General features: G+C 69.4%; 16 protein-coding genes. 12 read left to right on the forward strand and 4 right to left on the reverse strand.

Going from position 1 to position 16,660, the window contains the following annotated elements:
• Positions 1–12 precede the first annotated feature (12 nt).
• Entirely contained in the window at positions 13–483 is a 471-nt protein-coding gene (locus ACFVAV_RS09475) for a hypothetical protein (RefSeq protein WP_379032559.1), read from the reverse strand.
• A 543-nt stretch (positions 484–1,026) separates the two neighbouring features.
• Between ACFVAV_RS09475 and ACFVAV_RS09480 the strand changes: the two genes are divergently transcribed.
• The 4 genes from ACFVAV_RS09480 to ACFVAV_RS09495 all read left to right on the forward strand — a co-directional run bounded on the left by ACFVAV_RS09480 (position 1,027) and on the right by ACFVAV_RS09495 (position 4,022).
• Positions 1,027–1,650 carry a riboflavin synthase gene (locus ACFVAV_RS09480; protein WP_379032562.1) on the forward strand — a complete coding sequence of 208 codons (624 nt, stop codon included), beginning with the start codon at positions 1,027–1,029 and terminating at the stop codon, positions 1,648–1,650.
• 122 nt (positions 1,651–1,772) lie between these two features.
• Positions 1,773–3,017 (forward strand): bifunctional 3,4-dihydroxy-2-butanone-4-phosphate synthase/GTP cyclohydrolase II, encoded by a 1,245-nt coding sequence (locus ACFVAV_RS09485; protein WP_379032565.1) that lies wholly within the window; start codon positions 1,773–1,775, stop codon positions 3,015–3,017.
• A gap of 31 nt (positions 3,018–3,048) precedes the next feature.
• Positions 3,049–3,525, forward strand: a complete 477-nt coding sequence (gene ribH / locus ACFVAV_RS09490; protein ID WP_355281318.1) for a 6,7-dimethyl-8-ribityllumazine synthase — start codon at positions 3,049–3,051, stop codon at positions 3,523–3,525.
• Between the two features lie 2 nt (positions 3,526–3,527).
• Positions 3,528–4,022 (forward strand): PH domain-containing protein, encoded by a 495-nt coding sequence (locus ACFVAV_RS09495; RefSeq protein ID WP_379033575.1) that lies wholly within the window; start codon positions 3,528–3,530, stop codon positions 4,020–4,022.
• A gap of 4 nt (positions 4,023–4,026) precedes the next feature.
• Here the strand turns inward: ACFVAV_RS09495 and ACFVAV_RS09500 are convergent, their stop codons facing one another.
• Positions 4,027–5,973: a gamma-glutamyltransferase family protein gene (locus tag ACFVAV_RS09500; protein ID WP_379032567.1), complete on the reverse strand. Its 1,947-nt coding sequence runs from the start codon at positions 5,971–5,973 to the stop codon at positions 4,027–4,029.
• 169 nt (positions 5,974–6,142) lie between these two features.
• Here ACFVAV_RS09500 and ACFVAV_RS09505 point away from each other — a divergent pair, with 169 nt between their 5' ends.
• Positions 6,143–6,835, forward strand: coding sequence for an HAD family hydrolase (locus ACFVAV_RS09505; RefSeq protein ID WP_379032570.1), 693 nt, complete (start codon positions 6,143–6,145; stop codon positions 6,833–6,835).
• Positions 6,836–6,885: 50 nt separating this feature from the next.
• On the opposite strand, the gene ACFVAV_RS09510 is transcribed toward ACFVAV_RS09505, so the two are convergent.
• Positions 6,886–7,305, reverse strand: a complete 420-nt coding sequence (locus tag ACFVAV_RS09510; protein ID WP_379032573.1) for a hypothetical protein — start codon at positions 7,303–7,305, stop codon at positions 6,886–6,888.
• A gap of 145 nt (positions 7,306–7,450) precedes the next feature.
• On the opposite strand from ACFVAV_RS09510, the gene uvrC reads away from it, so the two are divergent.
• The 7 genes from uvrC to tpiA all read left to right on the forward strand — a co-directional run bounded on the left by uvrC (position 7,451) and on the right by tpiA (position 15,763).
• A complete protein-coding gene (uvrC, locus tag ACFVAV_RS09515; protein ID WP_379032576.1) occupies positions 7,451–9,439 on the forward strand; it encodes an excinuclease ABC subunit UvrC in 1,989 nt (662 codons plus the stop codon).
• A gap of 121 nt (positions 9,440–9,560) precedes the next feature.
• Positions 9,561–10,517: an RNase adapter RapZ gene (gene rapZ / locus ACFVAV_RS09520; RefSeq protein WP_379032579.1), complete on the forward strand. Its 957-nt coding sequence runs from the start codon at positions 9,561–9,563 to the stop codon at positions 10,515–10,517.
• Positions 10,514–11,560: a uridine diphosphate-N-acetylglucosamine-binding protein YvcK gene (gene yvcK / locus ACFVAV_RS09525; RefSeq protein ID WP_379032582.1), complete on the forward strand. Its 1,047-nt coding sequence runs from the start codon at positions 10,514–10,516 to the stop codon at positions 11,558–11,560. The genes rapZ and yvcK overlap by 4 nt, the downstream gene beginning before the upstream one ends.
• A complete protein-coding gene (gene whiA, locus ACFVAV_RS09530; RefSeq protein WP_067493655.1) occupies positions 11,551–12,534 on the forward strand; it encodes a DNA-binding protein WhiA in 984 nt (327 codons plus the stop codon). Before yvcK ends, whiA begins: the two co-directional genes overlap by 10 nt.
• A 200-nt stretch (positions 12,535–12,734) precedes the next feature.
• Positions 12,735–13,751, forward strand: a complete 1,017-nt coding sequence (gene gap, locus ACFVAV_RS09535; protein WP_379032585.1) for a type I glyceraldehyde-3-phosphate dehydrogenase — start codon at positions 12,735–12,737, stop codon at positions 13,749–13,751.
• 5 nt (positions 13,752–13,756) lie between these two features.
• Entirely contained in the window at positions 13,757–14,971 is a 1,215-nt protein-coding gene (locus ACFVAV_RS09540; RefSeq protein WP_379032588.1) for a phosphoglycerate kinase, read from the forward strand.
• A gap of 3 nt (positions 14,972–14,974) precedes the next feature.
• Entirely contained in the window at positions 14,975–15,763 is a 789-nt protein-coding gene (gene tpiA, locus ACFVAV_RS09545) for a triose-phosphate isomerase (protein ID WP_379032591.1), read from the forward strand.
• A 63-nt stretch (positions 15,764–15,826) separates the two neighbouring features.
• Here the strand turns inward: tpiA and ACFVAV_RS09550 are convergent, their stop codons facing one another.
• Complete coding sequence (locus ACFVAV_RS09550) at positions 15,827–16,615, reverse strand: META domain-containing protein (protein WP_379032593.1); 789 nt, start codon at positions 16,613–16,615, stop codon at positions 15,827–15,829.
• Positions 16,616–16,660 lie beyond the last annotated feature (45 nt).

The raw sequence follows: 16,660 nt of genomic DNA on the forward strand, positions 1-16,660 counted from the left end.
TCGCGCATTCGATCAGAGCGAGCGGAGTGTGCGGGTGCCCAGCGCCCGCGCCGCTTCGATCACCGCGTGCAGCGGCGGCCGGGTGTCGGCCGCCACGGGCGCCTGCACCCAGGTGCGGTAGCCGGTGCGCTCGTCGTCGGGTGAGGGCAGCACGATCTGGCTGCCGTGGCACGCGACCGTCGTGTAGAGCCGGAACAATTCCGCGGAGGCGGTGGGGGTGAGGGTGTCGGGGCGGCACGGGCCGGTGAGGAAGGTCCAGCGCCTGGCCCGCGGGTGGTCGACGACCGGACCCGCGATCGCGGCGCCCTGCAACCGGGCCTGCACCCGCTCGCCCAGGTCGCCCGGCATGGTGACCGCGCCGTAGTGCGCGCCGATCAACAGCAGAATGCGGCGGGAATCGGGATCGATCGTCGCGGGCAGGTGCAGTTCCCGCCGATAACGGACGCACCGAATTTCCAGCGTGGAATCGACCAATGTGCTCACACGGCACCCCCACATGTATCGAACCTGTTGTGACCCACAGTATTGTCTGACTTCCTGGAGTGGTGGACTATCCCTGGGTCGAACTGCCTGCGGCTGCCTTGCCGCGGGCCGAATGCGCCGCCGACCAGGTCGAGACGAATAGTTGAACAGCAGGAATCGGCGACATAACAATATTGCGTCAATGGCCCGCCCGGCGCAAGCATTCGAATCACCGTGTTTCCAGTTCGTAATTCAGGGTAAGTCCAGGTTAGAGCTGCCGGAGGAATGGTCGCGACCGATTCTCCGAAAATTCGATTGAACAATTACCGCCGGAGTGATTAACGGCGGGGTTCCGTCATCTCTGCCCGCATTCGCCGCCGGATCGATGCGCCGCCGTTCGTTTCCCTGGGCGTGCTCGTGCCCGCGGTCCGATTCGACCCCGACCCGACCGGCCTCACCCGGCCCGCCACTAGGCTGTGCGGCGAGCGGGTGCCGCCGGGAATAGCGGCCGCCCACCTGCTGTTGGGCCCAACGGGTACGGATGACGCGACAAGGGAGTCAGGCATGTTCACAGGGATCGTCGAAGAGCTGGGCGAGATCGTCGCCACCGAACAGCTGGCCGACGCCGCCCGGTTGACGATCCGCGGCAAGCTGGTGACTTCCGATGCCGGGCACGGCGATTCGATCGCCGTCAACGGTGTCTGCCTCACCGTCGTCGACGTGGTCGACGGCGACAGCTTCACCGTCGACGTCATGGCGGAGACGCTGAACCGGTCGAGCATCGGCGGTCTGGTCGCCGGCTCCCGGGTCAACCTCGAGCGCGCCGCCGCGCTGAACAGCCGCCTCGGCGGCCATCTCGTGCAGGGTCACGTCGACGGCACCGGCACGGTGCTCTCGCGGACGCCGTCGGAGAACTGGGAGGTCGTCCGGATCTCGCTGCCGGACGCGATCGCGCGCTATGTGGTGGAGAAGGGCTCGATCACCGTCGACGGCGTCTCCCTCACCGTGTCGGGCCTCGGCATCGCCGACGAGCCCGCCGCCGACGGCAACCGCGACTGGTTCGAGGTGTCGCTGATCCCGACCACGCTGGCGCTGACCGTCCTCGGTACCGCACCCGTCGGCACCACGGTGAATCTCGAGGTCGACGTGATCGCCAAGTACGTGGAGCGACTCGCCCAGCGAGGCTGACCTACCGCGGCCCCGGGCGGCACCGAAAGCGCCTGGAGCACGCCGTACTGTGTAGGAAGAATCGAGGCCGAGAGGCCGAGAAATCCGCGGCGCCAGCCGCCAAGAATACGGAGCAAGCAGACGTGACCAGGTTGGACAGCATCGAGCGCGCGGTCGCCGATATCGCGGCCGGCAAGGCTGTCGTCGTCGTCGACGACGAGGACCGTGAGAACGAGGGCGATCTCATCTTCGCGGCCGAGAAGGCGACCCCGGAGCTGGTCGCGTTCATGATCCGCTACACCTCCGGCTACATCTGCGTGCCGCTGACCGGTGACGACTGCGACCGCCTCGGCCTGCCGCCCGCCTACGCGATGAACCAGGACAAGCACGGCACCGCCTACACCGTCTCGGTCGACGCCCGCGAGGGCATCACGACCGGCATCTCGGGCGCGGACCGCGCGGTCACCATGCGGCTGCTGGCCAGTGCCGAGGCCAAGGCCGACGAGTTCACCCGGCCGGGTCACGTGGTGCCGCTGCGCGCCAAGGACGGCGGCGTACTGCGCCGTCCCGGCCACACCGAGGCCGCGGTCGATCTGGCCAGGATGGCCGGACTGCGCCCGGCGGGCGTGATCTGCGAGATCGTCAGCCAGAAGGACGACGGGCACATGGCCCGCACCGACGAGCTGCGGGTCTTCGCCGACGAGCACGATCTGGCGATGATCTCGATCGCCGACATGATCGCGTGGCGGCGCAAGCACGAGAAGCATGTCGTGCGGGTGGCCGAGGCGCGGATTCCGACGGCGCACGGTGACTTCAAGGCGGTCGGCTACCAGAGCATCTTCGACGAGGCCGAGCACGTCGCGCTGGTGCGCGGCGACATCGGCGACGGCGAGGACGTGCTGGTGCGCGTGCACTCGGAGTGCCTGACCGGCGATGTCTTCGGTTCGCTGCGCTGCGATTGCGGTCCGCAGCTGGACGCGGCGCTGGAGATGGTCGACGCCGAGGGCCGCGGTGTCGTGCTCTACATGCGCGGGCACGAGGGCCGTGGCATCGGCCTGATGCACAAGCTGCAGGCCTACCAGCTGCAGGACACCGGCCGCGACACCGTCGACGCCAATCTCGATCTCGGCCTGCCCGCCGACGCCCGTGACTACGGCACCGGCGCGCAGATCCTGGTCGATCTGGGCATCCGGTCGATGCGCCTGCTCACCAACAATCCGGCCAAGCGCGTCGGTCTGGACGGCTACGGCCTGCGGATCACCGAGCGGGTGCCGATGCCGTTGCGTGCCAATGCCGAGAACCTGCACTACCTGCGTACCAAGCGGGATCGGATGGGCCACGACCTGATCGGCCTGGACGACCTGGATCTGGGCGAAACCGCGCAGTGACCACCACGCACACTCCCGAAAGGCAGCAACGATGAGCGGCACGGGTGTCCCGTCCTTCGCGCTGGCACAGGCCAAAGACGTCAAACTCGGCATCGTCGCCTCGCGCTGGCACACCGAGATCTGCGACACCCTCGTCGCCAACGCGCAGCGGGTCGCGAAGGAAGCGGGCGTCGAGCAGGTGACCGTGGTGCGCTGCGCCGGCGCGATGGAACTGCCGGTGGTCGCCCAGGAACTGGCCCGCACGCACGACGCCGTCGTCGCGCTCGGTGTCGTGATCCGTGGTGGCACACCGCATTTCGAGTACGTGTGTGACGCGGTGACCGCAGGCCTGACCCGGGTTTCGCTGGATGCGGCCACCCCGGTCACCAACGGCGTGCTCACCACCAACGACGAGGAGCAGGCGCGCGACCGCGCCGGGCTGCCCGGTTCCGCCGAGGACAAGGGCGAGCAGGCCTGCGCCGCCGCCTTGGACGCCGCGCTCACCCTGCGCGCCCTGCGATCGGCGTGACCGTGCCGGTGGTGCGGACCTGGCGGCGCGGTGCGGGTGCACCCGACCCCACGCCGGAGTGGGAGTTCGAGGTACGGCCACGCCGCGCGATCCGCACCGCCGTGGTGGTCGCGATCGTCATCCTGGTCTTCTTCACCGCGGGCGGCCTGCTGCTGCGCACCGGTTCGACCGGCGTGAACTTCCGGTTCGCCGACCAGATCGCGATGATCCTGATCGGCGTCCTCGGCGCGGGTGCGGTCCTATTGCTCACCCGCCCCCGGGTCCGCGCGGGCGCCGCGGGCGTCTCGGTCCGCAACATCCTCGGCGACCACGAGTACCCCTGGCCCTACATCCGCGGCGCCGCGTTCCCCGACCGCAAGTCCTGGGCCCGCCTCGAGCTGGCCGACGACGATTACGTCCCGATGCTGGCGATCCGCTCCAACGACAAGGCCCACGCCGCCGACGCCATCGAACGCCTGCGTGAACTGGGCGCCAGGTATTCGTCCGGCCAGGACTGACCCGCTAGCGGGTGTCGCCGAGGACGGCGCCTTCGCGGCGGGGGTCGGCGCCGCCGATCCAGCCGTCCTTGCCGTCGCGTTGTAGTGCGCTCAGGCCGCTGGACTGGGGGGCCACCGAGACCTGGTGGCCCATGGCGCGCAGGCGCTGGACGAGGGGGTCGTGGTCGCCGTTGTCGGTGGCATTGATGTCGGGGTGTTCGCCGCCGATGCCGGTCACCGGGGTGTTGCCCGCGCCGAAGGAGACACCGGAGACCGCCTGTTGCGGGTCGACGCCCCAGTCCAGGACGTTGACGAGGGTCTTCACGACGAACTGGATGATCACCGCGCCGCCGGGCGAACCGGTCACCAGGGCGAGGTCGCCGCGGTTGCCCGCGTCGTCGCGGTCGAACACCAGGGTGGGGGCCATCGAGCTGCGCGGGCGCTTACCGGGCTGCAGGCGGTTGGCGACCGGGGTGCCGTCCGGGTCGAGCGGATCGGCGGCGAAGTCGGTGAGCTGATTGTTCAGCAGGAAGCCGTCGACGAAGTGGAACGAGCCGAAGGCCGACTCGACGGTGGTGGTCATCGCGGCGGCATTGCCGTACTTGTCGACGACGGAGATGTGGCTGGTGCCGTGCTCGGGCGGCTGAGGTCCGTTGCCCAGCGGCACCGGACCGAGGTCGCCGGGCTTGGCGGTGCCCATGCTGCGCTGCGGGTCGATCAGCGCCGAACGCTGCTTCAGGTACTGCGGGTGCACCAGCGACAGCACCGAATTGCCCGGCAGCGGAACGAAATCCGGGTCGGCGACGTACTTGTTGCGGTCGGCGTAGGCGAGGCGCTCCGCCTCGGAGATCAGGTGCACGGCCTGCGCGTCGGGGCGCCCGCCGTTGGCGTCGAGGTCCTGCGGGCGCAGGGCCGGGATGTCGAAGTTGGCCAGGATGCCGAGCGTCGCGGCGACGGTGCTGCCGCCCGAGGACGGTGCGGGCATGCCGCACAGCTCGAACTTGCGGTAGCCGGTGCACAGCGCGCTGCGCTTCTTGACCTGGTAGTCCGCCAGATCGGAGGTGGTCAGCAGGCTGGGAGTGCGCCCGCCCGCGGTGCTGCCCGCCGCCTCGACGATGTCCTGGGCGATGGCACCGGTGTAGAGGGCCTGCGCGCCGTCGGTGGCGACGGCGGACATCGTCTTGGCCAGGGCCGGGTTGGTGAGGACGGTGCCGGACTTCTTGGGCGAGCCGTCGGCTTCGAGGAAGTACCCGCGGGCGCCCTCGTCGGCGGAGAGGTCCTTGGCGGACTCGGCGATCTGCCCGGCCAGCCGCGGGCTGATCGCGAAACCGCTGTCGGCCAGGCTGATCGCCGGGTCGAACAGTTCCTTCCACGCGGTCATCCCGTGCTCGCGGTGGGCGAGCTCGAGCAGCCGCAGCACGCCGGGCACCCCGATGGACCGGCCGCTGGCACGGGTGTTCGGGGCGGGTTCGGTGCGGTCGGTGTCGCTGACCCAGCGCAGGTAGTTCTCGGTGGCCGCGGCGGGCGCGGTCTCGCGGCCGTCGTAGGCCTCGACGGTGCGCGACTTCGCGTCGTAGTGCAGCAGGAAGGCGCCGCCGCCGATGCCGGAGGCCTGTGGTTCGACGAGCCCGAGCATCGCCTGCGCGGTGACCAGTGCGTCGGCGGCGGTGCCGCCCGCCCGCAGCACCCGGCACGCGGCCTCGGTGGCGAGCGGATTGGCGGTGGAGACCGCGTAGGTGCGGGTGCGCACCGCGGTCATGTCCGAGCGGTAGCCCGACGCGATCTCCGGGTTGGTGCTGAGATTCTGTGTGGTCGGGGCGCCGGTCGCCGGCGCGGCCGCGACGGGCGTGCCGTTCGGCGTGCTCGTGCATTCGGCTGCCGCGGCGTCGTCGGACGCGCAGCCCGTCAGCAGACCCACCGTGAGCACTCCGGCCGCCGCGGCCCCGATCCACGTCTGTCGCCTTGGCGTCATCCTGGCAGCGTAACCCCGCGCGGCCCACCCCTGCCGCCTTTTTCTGCCGCAGCGCCCGCCGGCGACCGGTTGCCGCGCCGTCGACGTGCCGGTGACGATGGCACGAATGTTCGGTTGCCGGACCATTTTTCCACCTGGCACCCCGCGCAGGCCTCGCTACCCTGGCGAGATGGATATCGACGCGGTGCTGTTCGACTTCTCCGGTACGGTCTTCCGCCTGGAGGACGACCGGACCTGGGCCGACGAGTTGATCGACGACGACGGTGCACCGTTCGACATCGCGGCGAAAGCCGAAGTGCTGCGGCGGATGACGGCCCCGGTCGAGCAGTTCATGACCTTCGACGCGGCAGGCCAGCACGCCTGGGACAACCGCGACCTGGACCCGGCCCTGCACCGGCACGCCTATCTCGCAGTGCTGCGCGGCTCCGGCGTCGCCGACGCCCAGGCCGCGCGCCTCTACGAACGACTCATCGACCCGCTGGCGTGGACCCCGTATCCCGACACCGGCGCGGTTCTGGAATCCCTGGCCGCCCAGGGCATTCCGATCGGCATCGTCAGCAATATCGCCTTCGACATCCGGCCCGCCTTCGCGGCCCGCGGCTGGGCTGACCTGATCGGGTCGATGACCCTGTCCTATGAGGTCGGCGCCATCAAGCCGGACACCCAGATCTTCCGCGCCGCCACCGACCGCCTCGGCGTCGACCCCGAGCGGGTCCTGATGATCGGCGACAGCGCCGAAGCCGACGGCGGCGCGACCACCCTCGGCGCCCGCTTCGCCCTCGTCGACGCGGTTCCGACCACCCAGCGTCCCCGCGCGCTCATCGACGCACTCGCCGAACACGGCATCCGCACGGCCGACTGATCCGCACGCCGCCTACGCCGGTTGCGGTCGCACCACTCGCGGGCGGGAGGTCAGCGCTCGCGGGTGAACCAAGCTCGGGCCGACGGACGCAGGAGCAGCGCGGCGACCGCACCGTTGGCGACGATGCCGACCGCACCTGGCGGCAGCCCGGTCAGGATCCCGGTGCACGACACCAGACCTGCCAGCGCGGCGACCCCGATCGCGGCCTTCCGGACCAGGTCACCGCTGAGGCCGAACAACAGCACCAGCGGGGTGAGCGCGAAAGTCGGCAGATAGCCCGCGATCAGCGCGCCGAGCGAATCCCCCGTGCCCAGCGCGACGGTGATCGCGATCAGCACGATGCCGACAGCGGTCGCGACCCCGGCGATGAGCCGCGCACCGCGCACGGTGCCCGGCATGACCCCCAGCGGAGTGGCCTCGTCGAACAGGTCGTCGTCGGCGTGGGGTGGGGCAGCGGGCGCGTTGGTCATCGGACATCCTTTCCGGCACGGAAGCCGGCCACCCACGCTACACAGGCGAGTCCCCGGGTTCGCCCGGCGCACCGTCGCGCGGGGTGGCCGAGTGCTGACGGATCAGCGCGACCGGCCTGTCGGATGTGCTCGCTAGGCTGGATGGGTGGCAGATCCCGCGACGTACCGGCCGGCGCCGGGCACTATTCCCGTCGAACCCGGTGTGTACAAGTTCCGGGACGTGCACGGGCGGGTCGTCTACGTCGGCAAGGCCAAGAGCCTGCGCAGCCGGTTGAACTCCTACTTCGCCGATGTGTACTCGCTGCATCCGCGGACCAGGCAGATGGTGACCACGGCGGCGAGCGTCGAGTGGACGGTCGTGTCCACCGAGGTGGAGGCGCTGCAGCTCGAATACAACTGGATCAAGGAATTCGATCCGCGGTTCAACGTCCGCTACCGCGACGACAAGACCTATCCGGTGCTGGCGGTGACGCTGAACGAGGAGTACCCGCGCCTGTTCGTCTACCGCGGCGCCCGCAAGAAGGGTGTGCGCTACTTCGGCCCCTACGCCCACGCCTGGGCGATCCGCGAGACCCTCGACCTGCTGCTGCGGGTGTTCCCCGCGCGCACCTGCTCCAACGGAGTCTTCAAGCGGCACAGCCAGATCGGGCGTCCCTGCCTGCTCGGCTACATCGACAAGTGCTCGGCGCCCTGCGTCGGGCGGGTCACCGCCGACGAGCACCGCCAGATCGTCGACGACTTCTGCGACTTCCTCTCCGGCAAGACCGACAAGTTGGTGCGCGCGCTGGAACGGCGCATGCACGAGGCCTCCGACGACCTGGACTTCGAGACCGCGGCGCGCCTGCGTGACGACGTGCAGGCGCTGCGCCGCGCGCTGGAGAAGCAGGCGGTGGTCCTCGGCTCCGGCACCGACGCCGACGTGATCGCCTTCGCCACCGACGAACTCGAAGCCGCCGTCCAGATCTTCCACGTCCGCGACGGCCGCGTGCGCGGCCAGCGCGGCTGGGTGGTCGACAAGTCCGGCGACGCGCTCGACGTCGCCGAATCCGGCACCGAACTCGCGGCGCTGGTCGAACAGTTCCTCACCCAGTTCTACGGCGAACAGGCCGCCATGGCCGAGCAGAACGCCGACGGCGATGTGGTCGTCGTTCCGCGCGAGGTGCTGGTCCCCGAACTGCCCGCCGACGCCGAGGAGATCCAGGACTGGCTGAGCAGGCTGCGTGGTTCCGCGGTCTCGCTGCGCGTGCCGCAACGCGGCGACAAGAAGGCGCTCGCCGAGACGGTGCAGCGCAACGCGGGGGAGGCACTGGCCCAGCACAAACTCAAGCGCGCGGGCGACCTGACCTCGAGATCACAAGCGCTGCAAGACATCCAGGACTTCCTCGACCTCGACAGCGCACCGCTGCGGATCGAGTGTGTCGACATCAGCCACGTCCAGGGCACCGACGTCGTCGCCTCGCTGGTGGTGTTCGAGGACGGCCTGGCCCGCAAATCCGATTACCGCCACTACGCGATCAAGGAGGCCGCGGGCGACGGCCGCTCCGACGACGTCGGCAGCATCGCCGAGGTGACGCGCCGCCGCTTCGCCAGGCTGGCCCGTGACCGCCAGCAGGTCGTCGACGTCGAGATCGACGAGACCGACGAGCCTGCCTCGCGCCCCGGCGTCGACCCGACCACCGGCAAGCCGCGCCGCTTCGCCTACCCGCCGAACCTCTACGTCGTCGACGGCGGCGCACCCCAGGTCGCCGCGGCCGCCGAGGTGCTCGACGAACTCGGCATCACCGATGTCGCGGTGATCGGCCTGGCCAAGCGGCTCGAAGAGGTATGGGTGCCGGGCGAACCCGACCCGGTGATCATGCCGCGCACAAGCGAAGCGCTCTACCTGCTGCAACGCGTGCGCGACGAGGCACACCGCTTCGCGATCACCTTCCACCGCAGCAAGCGCTCGCGGCGGATGACGGCATCGGCGCTGGACTCGGTGCGCGGACTCGGCGAGGCGAGGCGAACCGCGCTGGTCACCCACTTCGGCTCGGTCGCCCGCATCAAGGACGCGACTGTCGAAGAGATCACATCGGTGCCTGGCATCGGCGTCTCCACGGCGAAAGCGGTGCTGGAAGCACTGAACAGCCCGTAGCCGGAGACGGGGGCGGATCACAGGACGCAAGATTGCGAGTGCCGTACGTTGTGTGTCTGCGCCCGATACCCGAGCCGGTGCGGGATGATCGAAAGGCACCCAGAAACGGATCCGGTAGGACATGACACGCGTCGAATCGAACAACAATGCGGGGGCGGTACCCGGACAGACCGGGTCGGCCACCGAAAAACAGCAACCAGTAGAAGTGGTCATCGTGACCGGCTTGTCCGGCGCGGGCCGCGGCACCGCCGCGCGCGTATTGGAGGATCTCGGCTGGTACGTCACCGACAACCTGCCGCCCGAACTGATCGGGCGGATGATCGAGCTCGGCGCCGCGGCCGAACCGCCGATCCGGCGCCTGGCGCTGGTCATGGACGTGCGGAGCCGGTTCTTCACCGGTGACCTCTCCGGCGTCACCGAGCAGCTGCGCTCGGCGGGCATCCGGACAAGAGTGCTGTTCCTCGAAGCCTCCGACGACGTCCTGATCCGGCGGTTCGGCTTCGCAAGGCGCAGGCACCCGCTGCAGAGCGACAGCCCCGACGGCACCCTCTCGGCGGGCCTGACCGCGGAGCGGGTCCGGCTCGCCGCGGTGAAGGCGGCGGCCGATGTCGTCATCGACACCACCGAGCTGTCGATCCACCAGCTGCACCGCAAGCTGGAGGAGGTGTACGGCGCAGGCGCGCCCGCCGCGCTGCAACTGACTGTGCAGTCGTTCGGTTTCAAGTACGGTGTTCCACTCGACGCCGACATGGTGTTGGATGTCCGATTCCTGCCCAACCCGCACTGGATTCCCGAGCTGCGGGAACACACGGGCCAGGAATCGGTGGTCAGCGACTACGTGTTGTCGAGGCCGGGCGCGCAGGACTACCTGCAGACCTGCCACCATCTCGTCGACCTGACCACGACCGGATACCGCCAAGAGGGGAAGCGATACATGACGGTGGCAGTGGGGTGCACCGGCGGCAAGCATCGCAGTGTCGCGATCGCCGAGGCGCTCGGCGAACGCATCGGCGCCGATACCGGGCACACGGCGGTGGACGTCGTCCGCGTGGTGCACCGGGATCTGGGGCGCGAATGAGTGGATGGGAAGCCGACCCAGCCGTCGTCGCGCTGGGCGGCGGACACGGGCTCTACGCGACCCTGACGGCGGTACGCAGGCTGACCAGGCGGATCACCGCGGTCGTCACCGTCGCCGACGACGGCGGGTCGTCGGGCAGGCTGCGCGCCGAACTGGGCATGCTGCCGCCGGGTGACCTGCGGATGGCGCTGGCCGCGCTCGCCGAGGACGCCGACGGCGTCTGGGCGACGACGGTGCAGCACCGTTTCGGCGGCACGGGCGCGCTCGCCGGTCACTCGGTCGGCAATCTGATCCTGGCCGGGCTCACCGATGTCCTCGGCGACCCGGTGGCCGCGCTCGACGAGGTGGGCAGGCTGCTGCGGATCACCGGGCGGGTACTGCCGATGTCGCCGATCCCGCTCGACATCGAGGCCGAAGTGTCGGGCCTGGAAGCGGATCCGCGGATCGGCCGGTGCGTGCGCGGTCAGGTTGCGGTGGCGACCACGCCGGGTAAGGTCCGGCGGGTGCGGCTGATTCCGTCCGATCCGCCTGCCAGCCCCGAGGCGACCTCGGCCATCGAGCACGCGGATGTCGTTGTGCTCGGCCCTGGTTCGTGGTTCACCAGCGTCATTCCGCATGTCCTCGTGCCACAACTGCACGAGTCGCTGGTGCATACCAGGGCGCGCAAGGTGCTCGTGCTGAACCTGGCCGCCGAGCCGGGGGAGACGGCCGGCTTTTCGGCCGAACGTCATCTGCATGTATTGTCCCAGCACGCACCGGATTTCGCGGTCGACGACGTACTCGTCGACTCGGCGTCGGTGCCCGAGGGGCGGCAGCGGGAACATGTGGCAAGAGCCGCCGAACAGTTGCGTGCACGGGTAACGTTCAGCGATGTCGCCGAGCCGGGAACGGATCGGCATCATCCCGGAAAACTGGCCGCCGCACTGGATCAGCTGATCCGGCAGCCGCGGTCGCAACTGGCAGGGCTTCGAGTCGAGGGACGGCACACGGTCGGAGATGTGCGTTCCGGGTCGGTGGGAAAGGAGCGCGTCTCGTGGCGATGACAGCCGAGGTGAAGGACGAGCTGAGCAGGCTCGTGGTGTCGCAGGTCAGCTCGCGCAAGGCGGAATTGTCGGCATTGCTGCGGTTCGCCGGTGGTCTGCACATTGTCGGGGGCCGGGTGATCGTCGAGGCGGAGGTGGACATGGGGTCCATCGCGCGGCGGTTGCGCCGGGAGATCTTCGAGCTCTACGGGTATGGCTCCGATGTGCACGTGCTCGGCGCGGGCGGGCTGCGCAAGACGTCCCGCTACGTCGTGCGGGTGTCGAAGGAAGGCGAGGCGCTGGCGCGCCAGACCGGTTTGCTCGACGTGCGCGGACGTCCCGTCCGCGGGTTGCCCGCCCAGGTGGTCGGCGGCAGCATCGGTGACGCCGAAGCCGCCTGGCGCGGTGCGTTTCTCGCGCACGGTTCGCTCACCGAGCCGGGGCGTTCCTCGGCGCTGGAGGTGAGCTGCCCCGGCCCGGAGGCGGCATTGGCGCTGGTCGGTGCGGCCCGGCGGCTCGGTATCACCGCCAAGGCGCGTGAAGTCCGCGGCACCGATCGGGTGGTGGTGCGGGACGGCGAGGCCATCGGCGCGCTGCTGACCCGGATGGGCGCGCAGGACACCAGGCTCACCTGGGAGGAACGCCGGATGCGCCGCGAGGTGCGGGCCACCGCCAACCGGCTCGCCAACTTCGACGACGCCAACCTGCGCCGGTCGGCGCGGGCGGCCGTCGCCGCGGCGGCGCGGGTGGAGCGGGCGCTGGAGATCCTCGCCGACGACGTGCCGGACCATCTGGCCGCCGCGGGCAAGCTGCGTGTCCAGCACCGGCAGGCCTCGCTCGAGGAGCTCGGTCAGCTGGCCGAACCGCCGATGACGAAAGACGCCGTGGCCGGACGAATCCGGCGCCTGCTGTCGATGGCGGACCGGCGGGCCAAGGACCTCGGCATCCCCGACACCGAATCGGCGGTGACGGCGGAACTCCTCGACGACGCGTAGCGCGGGTGTTCGCCGCTCGCTGTGGTGAATCCGACGTTTAGGGCAGAGCGGTCATGCATGACCGCTCTGCCCTTTATTCTGGGATCCTGCAGGCCGGGGGCCGGACCTCACAAATCACAGGTGGCTGTCGTGAAGTCGAACACGGCTACTAGTGTGGTGCCGGTCGGAATGAATCCGCTTGAAAGCTGAGGAGCGATAACGTGACTGTCCGGGTAGGTATCAACGGCTTCGGTCGTATCGGACGTAACTTCTTCCGTGCGGTGGAGGCGCTGAAGGCTGTCGGCAAGACCGATATCGAGATCGTCGCGGTCAACGACCTCACCGACATCAGCACCCTAGCCACGCTGCTGAAGTACGACTCCATCCTGGGTCGGCTGCCGCAGGACGTCTCCGTCGACGGCGACACCATCGTGGTCGGCGAGCAGCGCATCAAGGCACTCGCGATCAAGGAGGGCCCCTCGGCACTGCCGTGGGCCGACCTGGGCGTGGACGTGGTCGTCGAGTCGACCGGCATCTTCACCGCCGCCGAGAAGGCCAAGGGCCACCTGTCCGCCGGCGCCAAGAAGGTCATCATCTCCGCGCCTGCCACCGGCGACGACATCACCATCGTGATGGGCGTCAACGACGACAAGTACGACGGCACCCAGAACATCATCTCCAACGCCTCGTGCACCACCAACTGCCTCGGCCCGATCGCGAAGGTGCTGCACGACTCGTTCGGCATCGAGCAGGGTCTGATGACCACCATCCACGCCTACACCCAGGATCAGAACCTGCAGGACGCGCCGCACAAGGACCTGCGTCGCGCCCGCGCCGCGGCCCTGAACATCGTGCCGACCGGCACCGGTGCCGCCAAGGCTATCGGCCTGGTGCTGCCCGAGCTGCAGGGCAAGCTGGACGGCTACGCGCTGCGCGTTCCGGTCCCGACGGGCTCGGTCACCGACCTGACCGCGACCCTGACCAAGGCCGCCACCATCGACGAGATCAACGCCGCGATGAAGGCCGCCGCCGAGGGTCCGATGAAGGGCATCCTGAAGTACAACGAGGACCCGATCGTGTCGAGCGACATCGTCACCGACCCGCACTCCTCGATCTACGACGCGCCGCTGACCAAGGTCATCGGCAACGAGGTCAAGGTCGTCTCCTGGTACGACAACGAGTGGGGCTACTCGAACCGCCTGGCCAACCTGGTCGATCTCGTCGGCAAGTCGCTCTGAGCCCGATGACAGTCCAGACACTGCAAGATCTGCTGGCCGAGGGTGTCGAGGGCCGGGGTGTGCTCGTGCGCTCCGACCTCAATGTCCCGCTCGACGACAACGGCCAGATCACCGACCCGGGCCGCATCATCGCCTCGGTGCCGACCATCCAGGCGCTGGTCGAGGCCGGCGCCAAGGTGGTCGTGATGGCCCACCTGGGCCGCCCCAAGGGCGAGCCCGACGCCAAGTTCTCGCTGGCCCCCGTGGCCGCGAAACTGGCCGAGCTGCTGGGCCGCAACGTCCAGCTCGCCGGTGACGTGGTCGGCTACGACGCGCTCTCGCGCTCGGAAGGCCTCACCGACGGTGACGTGCTGCTGCTCGAGAACGTGCGTTTCGACGCGCGCGAGACCAGCAAGGACGACGCGGAGCGGGCCAAGCTGGCCGCCGCCTACGTCGAGCTGGTCGGCGACGACGGTGCGTTCGTCTCCGACGGTTTCGGTGTGGTGCACCGCAAGCAGGCGTCGGTCTACGACGTCGCGCAGGTGCTCCCGCACTACGCGGGCACGCTGGTGGCCGCCGAGGTCGAGGTGCTGCAGAAGCTCACCCAGGACCCGGCCCGCCCGTACGCGGTGGTGCTCGGCGGCTCCAAGGTCTCCGACAAGCTCGCCGTCATCGAGGCGCTGGCCCCCAAGGTCGACACCCTGGTGATCGGCGGCGGCATGTGCTTCACCTTCCTTGCCGCACAGGGCCTTTCGGTGGGCACCTCGCTGCTGCAGGAAGAGATGATCGACACCTGCAAGTCGCTGCTCGACCGCTTCGGCGACGTGCTGCACCTGCCGGTCGACATCGTGGCGGCCGACAAGTTCGCGCCCGACGCGGACGCCAAGACCGTCGCGTCCACCGAGATCCCCGACGGCTGGATGGGCCTGGACATCGGCCCCGAGTCGGTGTCGCGGTTCTCCGCGCTGCTGACCGAGGCGAAGACGGTGTTCTGGAACGGCCCGATGGGCGTGTTCGAGTTCGAGAAGTTCGCCGCGGGCACCCGCGGGGTGGCCGAGTCCATCGTGACCGCGACCGGCAAGGGCGCGTTCACGGTCGTCGGCGGCGGCGACTCGGCGGCTGCCGTGCGCACGCTCGGCCTGCCCGACGACGGCTTCTCGCACATCTCCACCGGTGGTGGCGCGTCCCTGGAATACTTGGAAGGCAAAGAGCTGCCCGGTATTTCGGTGCTGGAGGGCTGAGCGATGGCAGCACGTAAACCGCTCATCGCGGGCAACTGGAAGATGAACCTCAACCACCTCGAGGCCATCGCACTGGTGCAGAAGGTGGCCTTCGCGCTGCCGGAGAAGTACTTCGCGAAGGTCGACGTGTCGGTGATCCCGCCGTTCACCGATCTGCGCAGTGTGCAGTCGGTGGTCGAGGGCGACAAGCTCCTGCTCACCTACGGTGCGCAGGACGTGTCGGTACACGACTCGGGCGCCTACACCGGCGAGATCAGCGCGCCGATGCTGGCCAAGCTGGGCTGCACCTTCGTGGTGGTCGGGCACTCGGAGCGTCGTCAGTACCACAACGAGGACGACGCGACCGTGCTGGCCAAGGCCAAGCAGGCGCTGAAGAACGAGATCACCCCGATCGTCTGCATCGGTGAGGGTCTGGGCGTCCGCGAGGCGGGCACGCACGTCGAGTACAACCTCGAGCAGCTGCGTGGTTCGCTGAAAGGCCTGACGGCCGAGCAGATCTCGCAGATCGTCATCGCCTACGAGCCGGTCTGGGCGATCGGCACCGGCAAGGTCGCCTCGGCGGCCGACGCGCAGGAAGTCTGCGGCGCGATCCGGGCCGAGCTGGCCGAGCTGGCCTCCCCGGAGGTCGCCGCGGGTGTCCGCGTGCTCTACGGCGGGTCGGTCAACGCCAAGAACGTCGGCGAGCTGGTCGGTCAGGCCGACATCGACGGCGCGCTGGTCGGCGGTGCCTCGCTCAAGGCGGACGAGTTCGCGACCCTGTCGGCGATCGCCGCGGGTGGGCCCCTGCCCTGATCGGGTAGAGCTGTGGCGAAGGGTCGGAAACCGAAATGGTTTCCGGCCCTTCGTCGTTCGTCGCTACTGCGCGTGCAGAATCAGGCCGTTGCCGTTGTCGTTGCGCAGGGTGAGGCTGTCACCGTCGATGGTGGCCGTCGTCCGGCCGTCGAGGGCGCGCAGTACGTCGTTCTCGATCTGCATGACGTCTGGTGCGCACATCATCTTGGTGGTGGCGACGGCGAAATTCACCGCGTCGCCGGGGCCGACGCCCGCGGTGCCGGTCATCCGGTTGCAGCCGGCCATCCCGTTGACGGTGCCGCCTGCGCCGATCGTCAGGTTGGGGCCGACCTCGTCGAGGGTGGTGGAGCGGACCTGGCCCTGCGCGGTGATCAGGGTGGTGACGACCCAGGTGGTGCCGGTCAGCGGCTTGTCCGGGGTGACGATCTTCTTGTCGGTGAGGTGGATGGTGGCGGTCTTGTCGGTGAGGGTCAGCTTGTCGCCGTCCAGACGCCAGGCGGGATCGGACTCCAGAAAGGAGTTCTGCCAGGCGTCGGCGTTGCCGACCTCATCGGTGCACGCCATCAGGGTGCTCGCCAGCGGGGACGTCTGCAGGACGTGGTTGCTCAGGTCGACGGTGCCGCTGCTGGTGTTGCAGCCGGAGTTCGCCACGATGCGGCCGTCGGCGAAGGTGAGTGTCATCGGACCGCCGCCGGGGATCGGGTCGCCCTCGACCTCGGTGGAGATGTAGGTGTGTCCCATCGGGGTCGCGGTGTCGTCCGGCGCCTTCCCGGAATCGGAGGAGGAACAGGCCGTGGCCGCGGCGGTGGCGAGCACACAGAGCGCGGCGAGACGGAGCAGGGTTGCCGACATGTAGCCCATCGTACGTGGCGGGTGGGTGAATTCGGCTCGAGCTGC

The organism is Nocardia sp. NPDC057663, assembly GCF_042799895.1.
In the GTDB taxonomy this organism is placed as follows: domain Bacteria; phylum Actinomycetota; class Actinomycetes; order Mycobacteriales; family Mycobacteriaceae; genus Nocardia.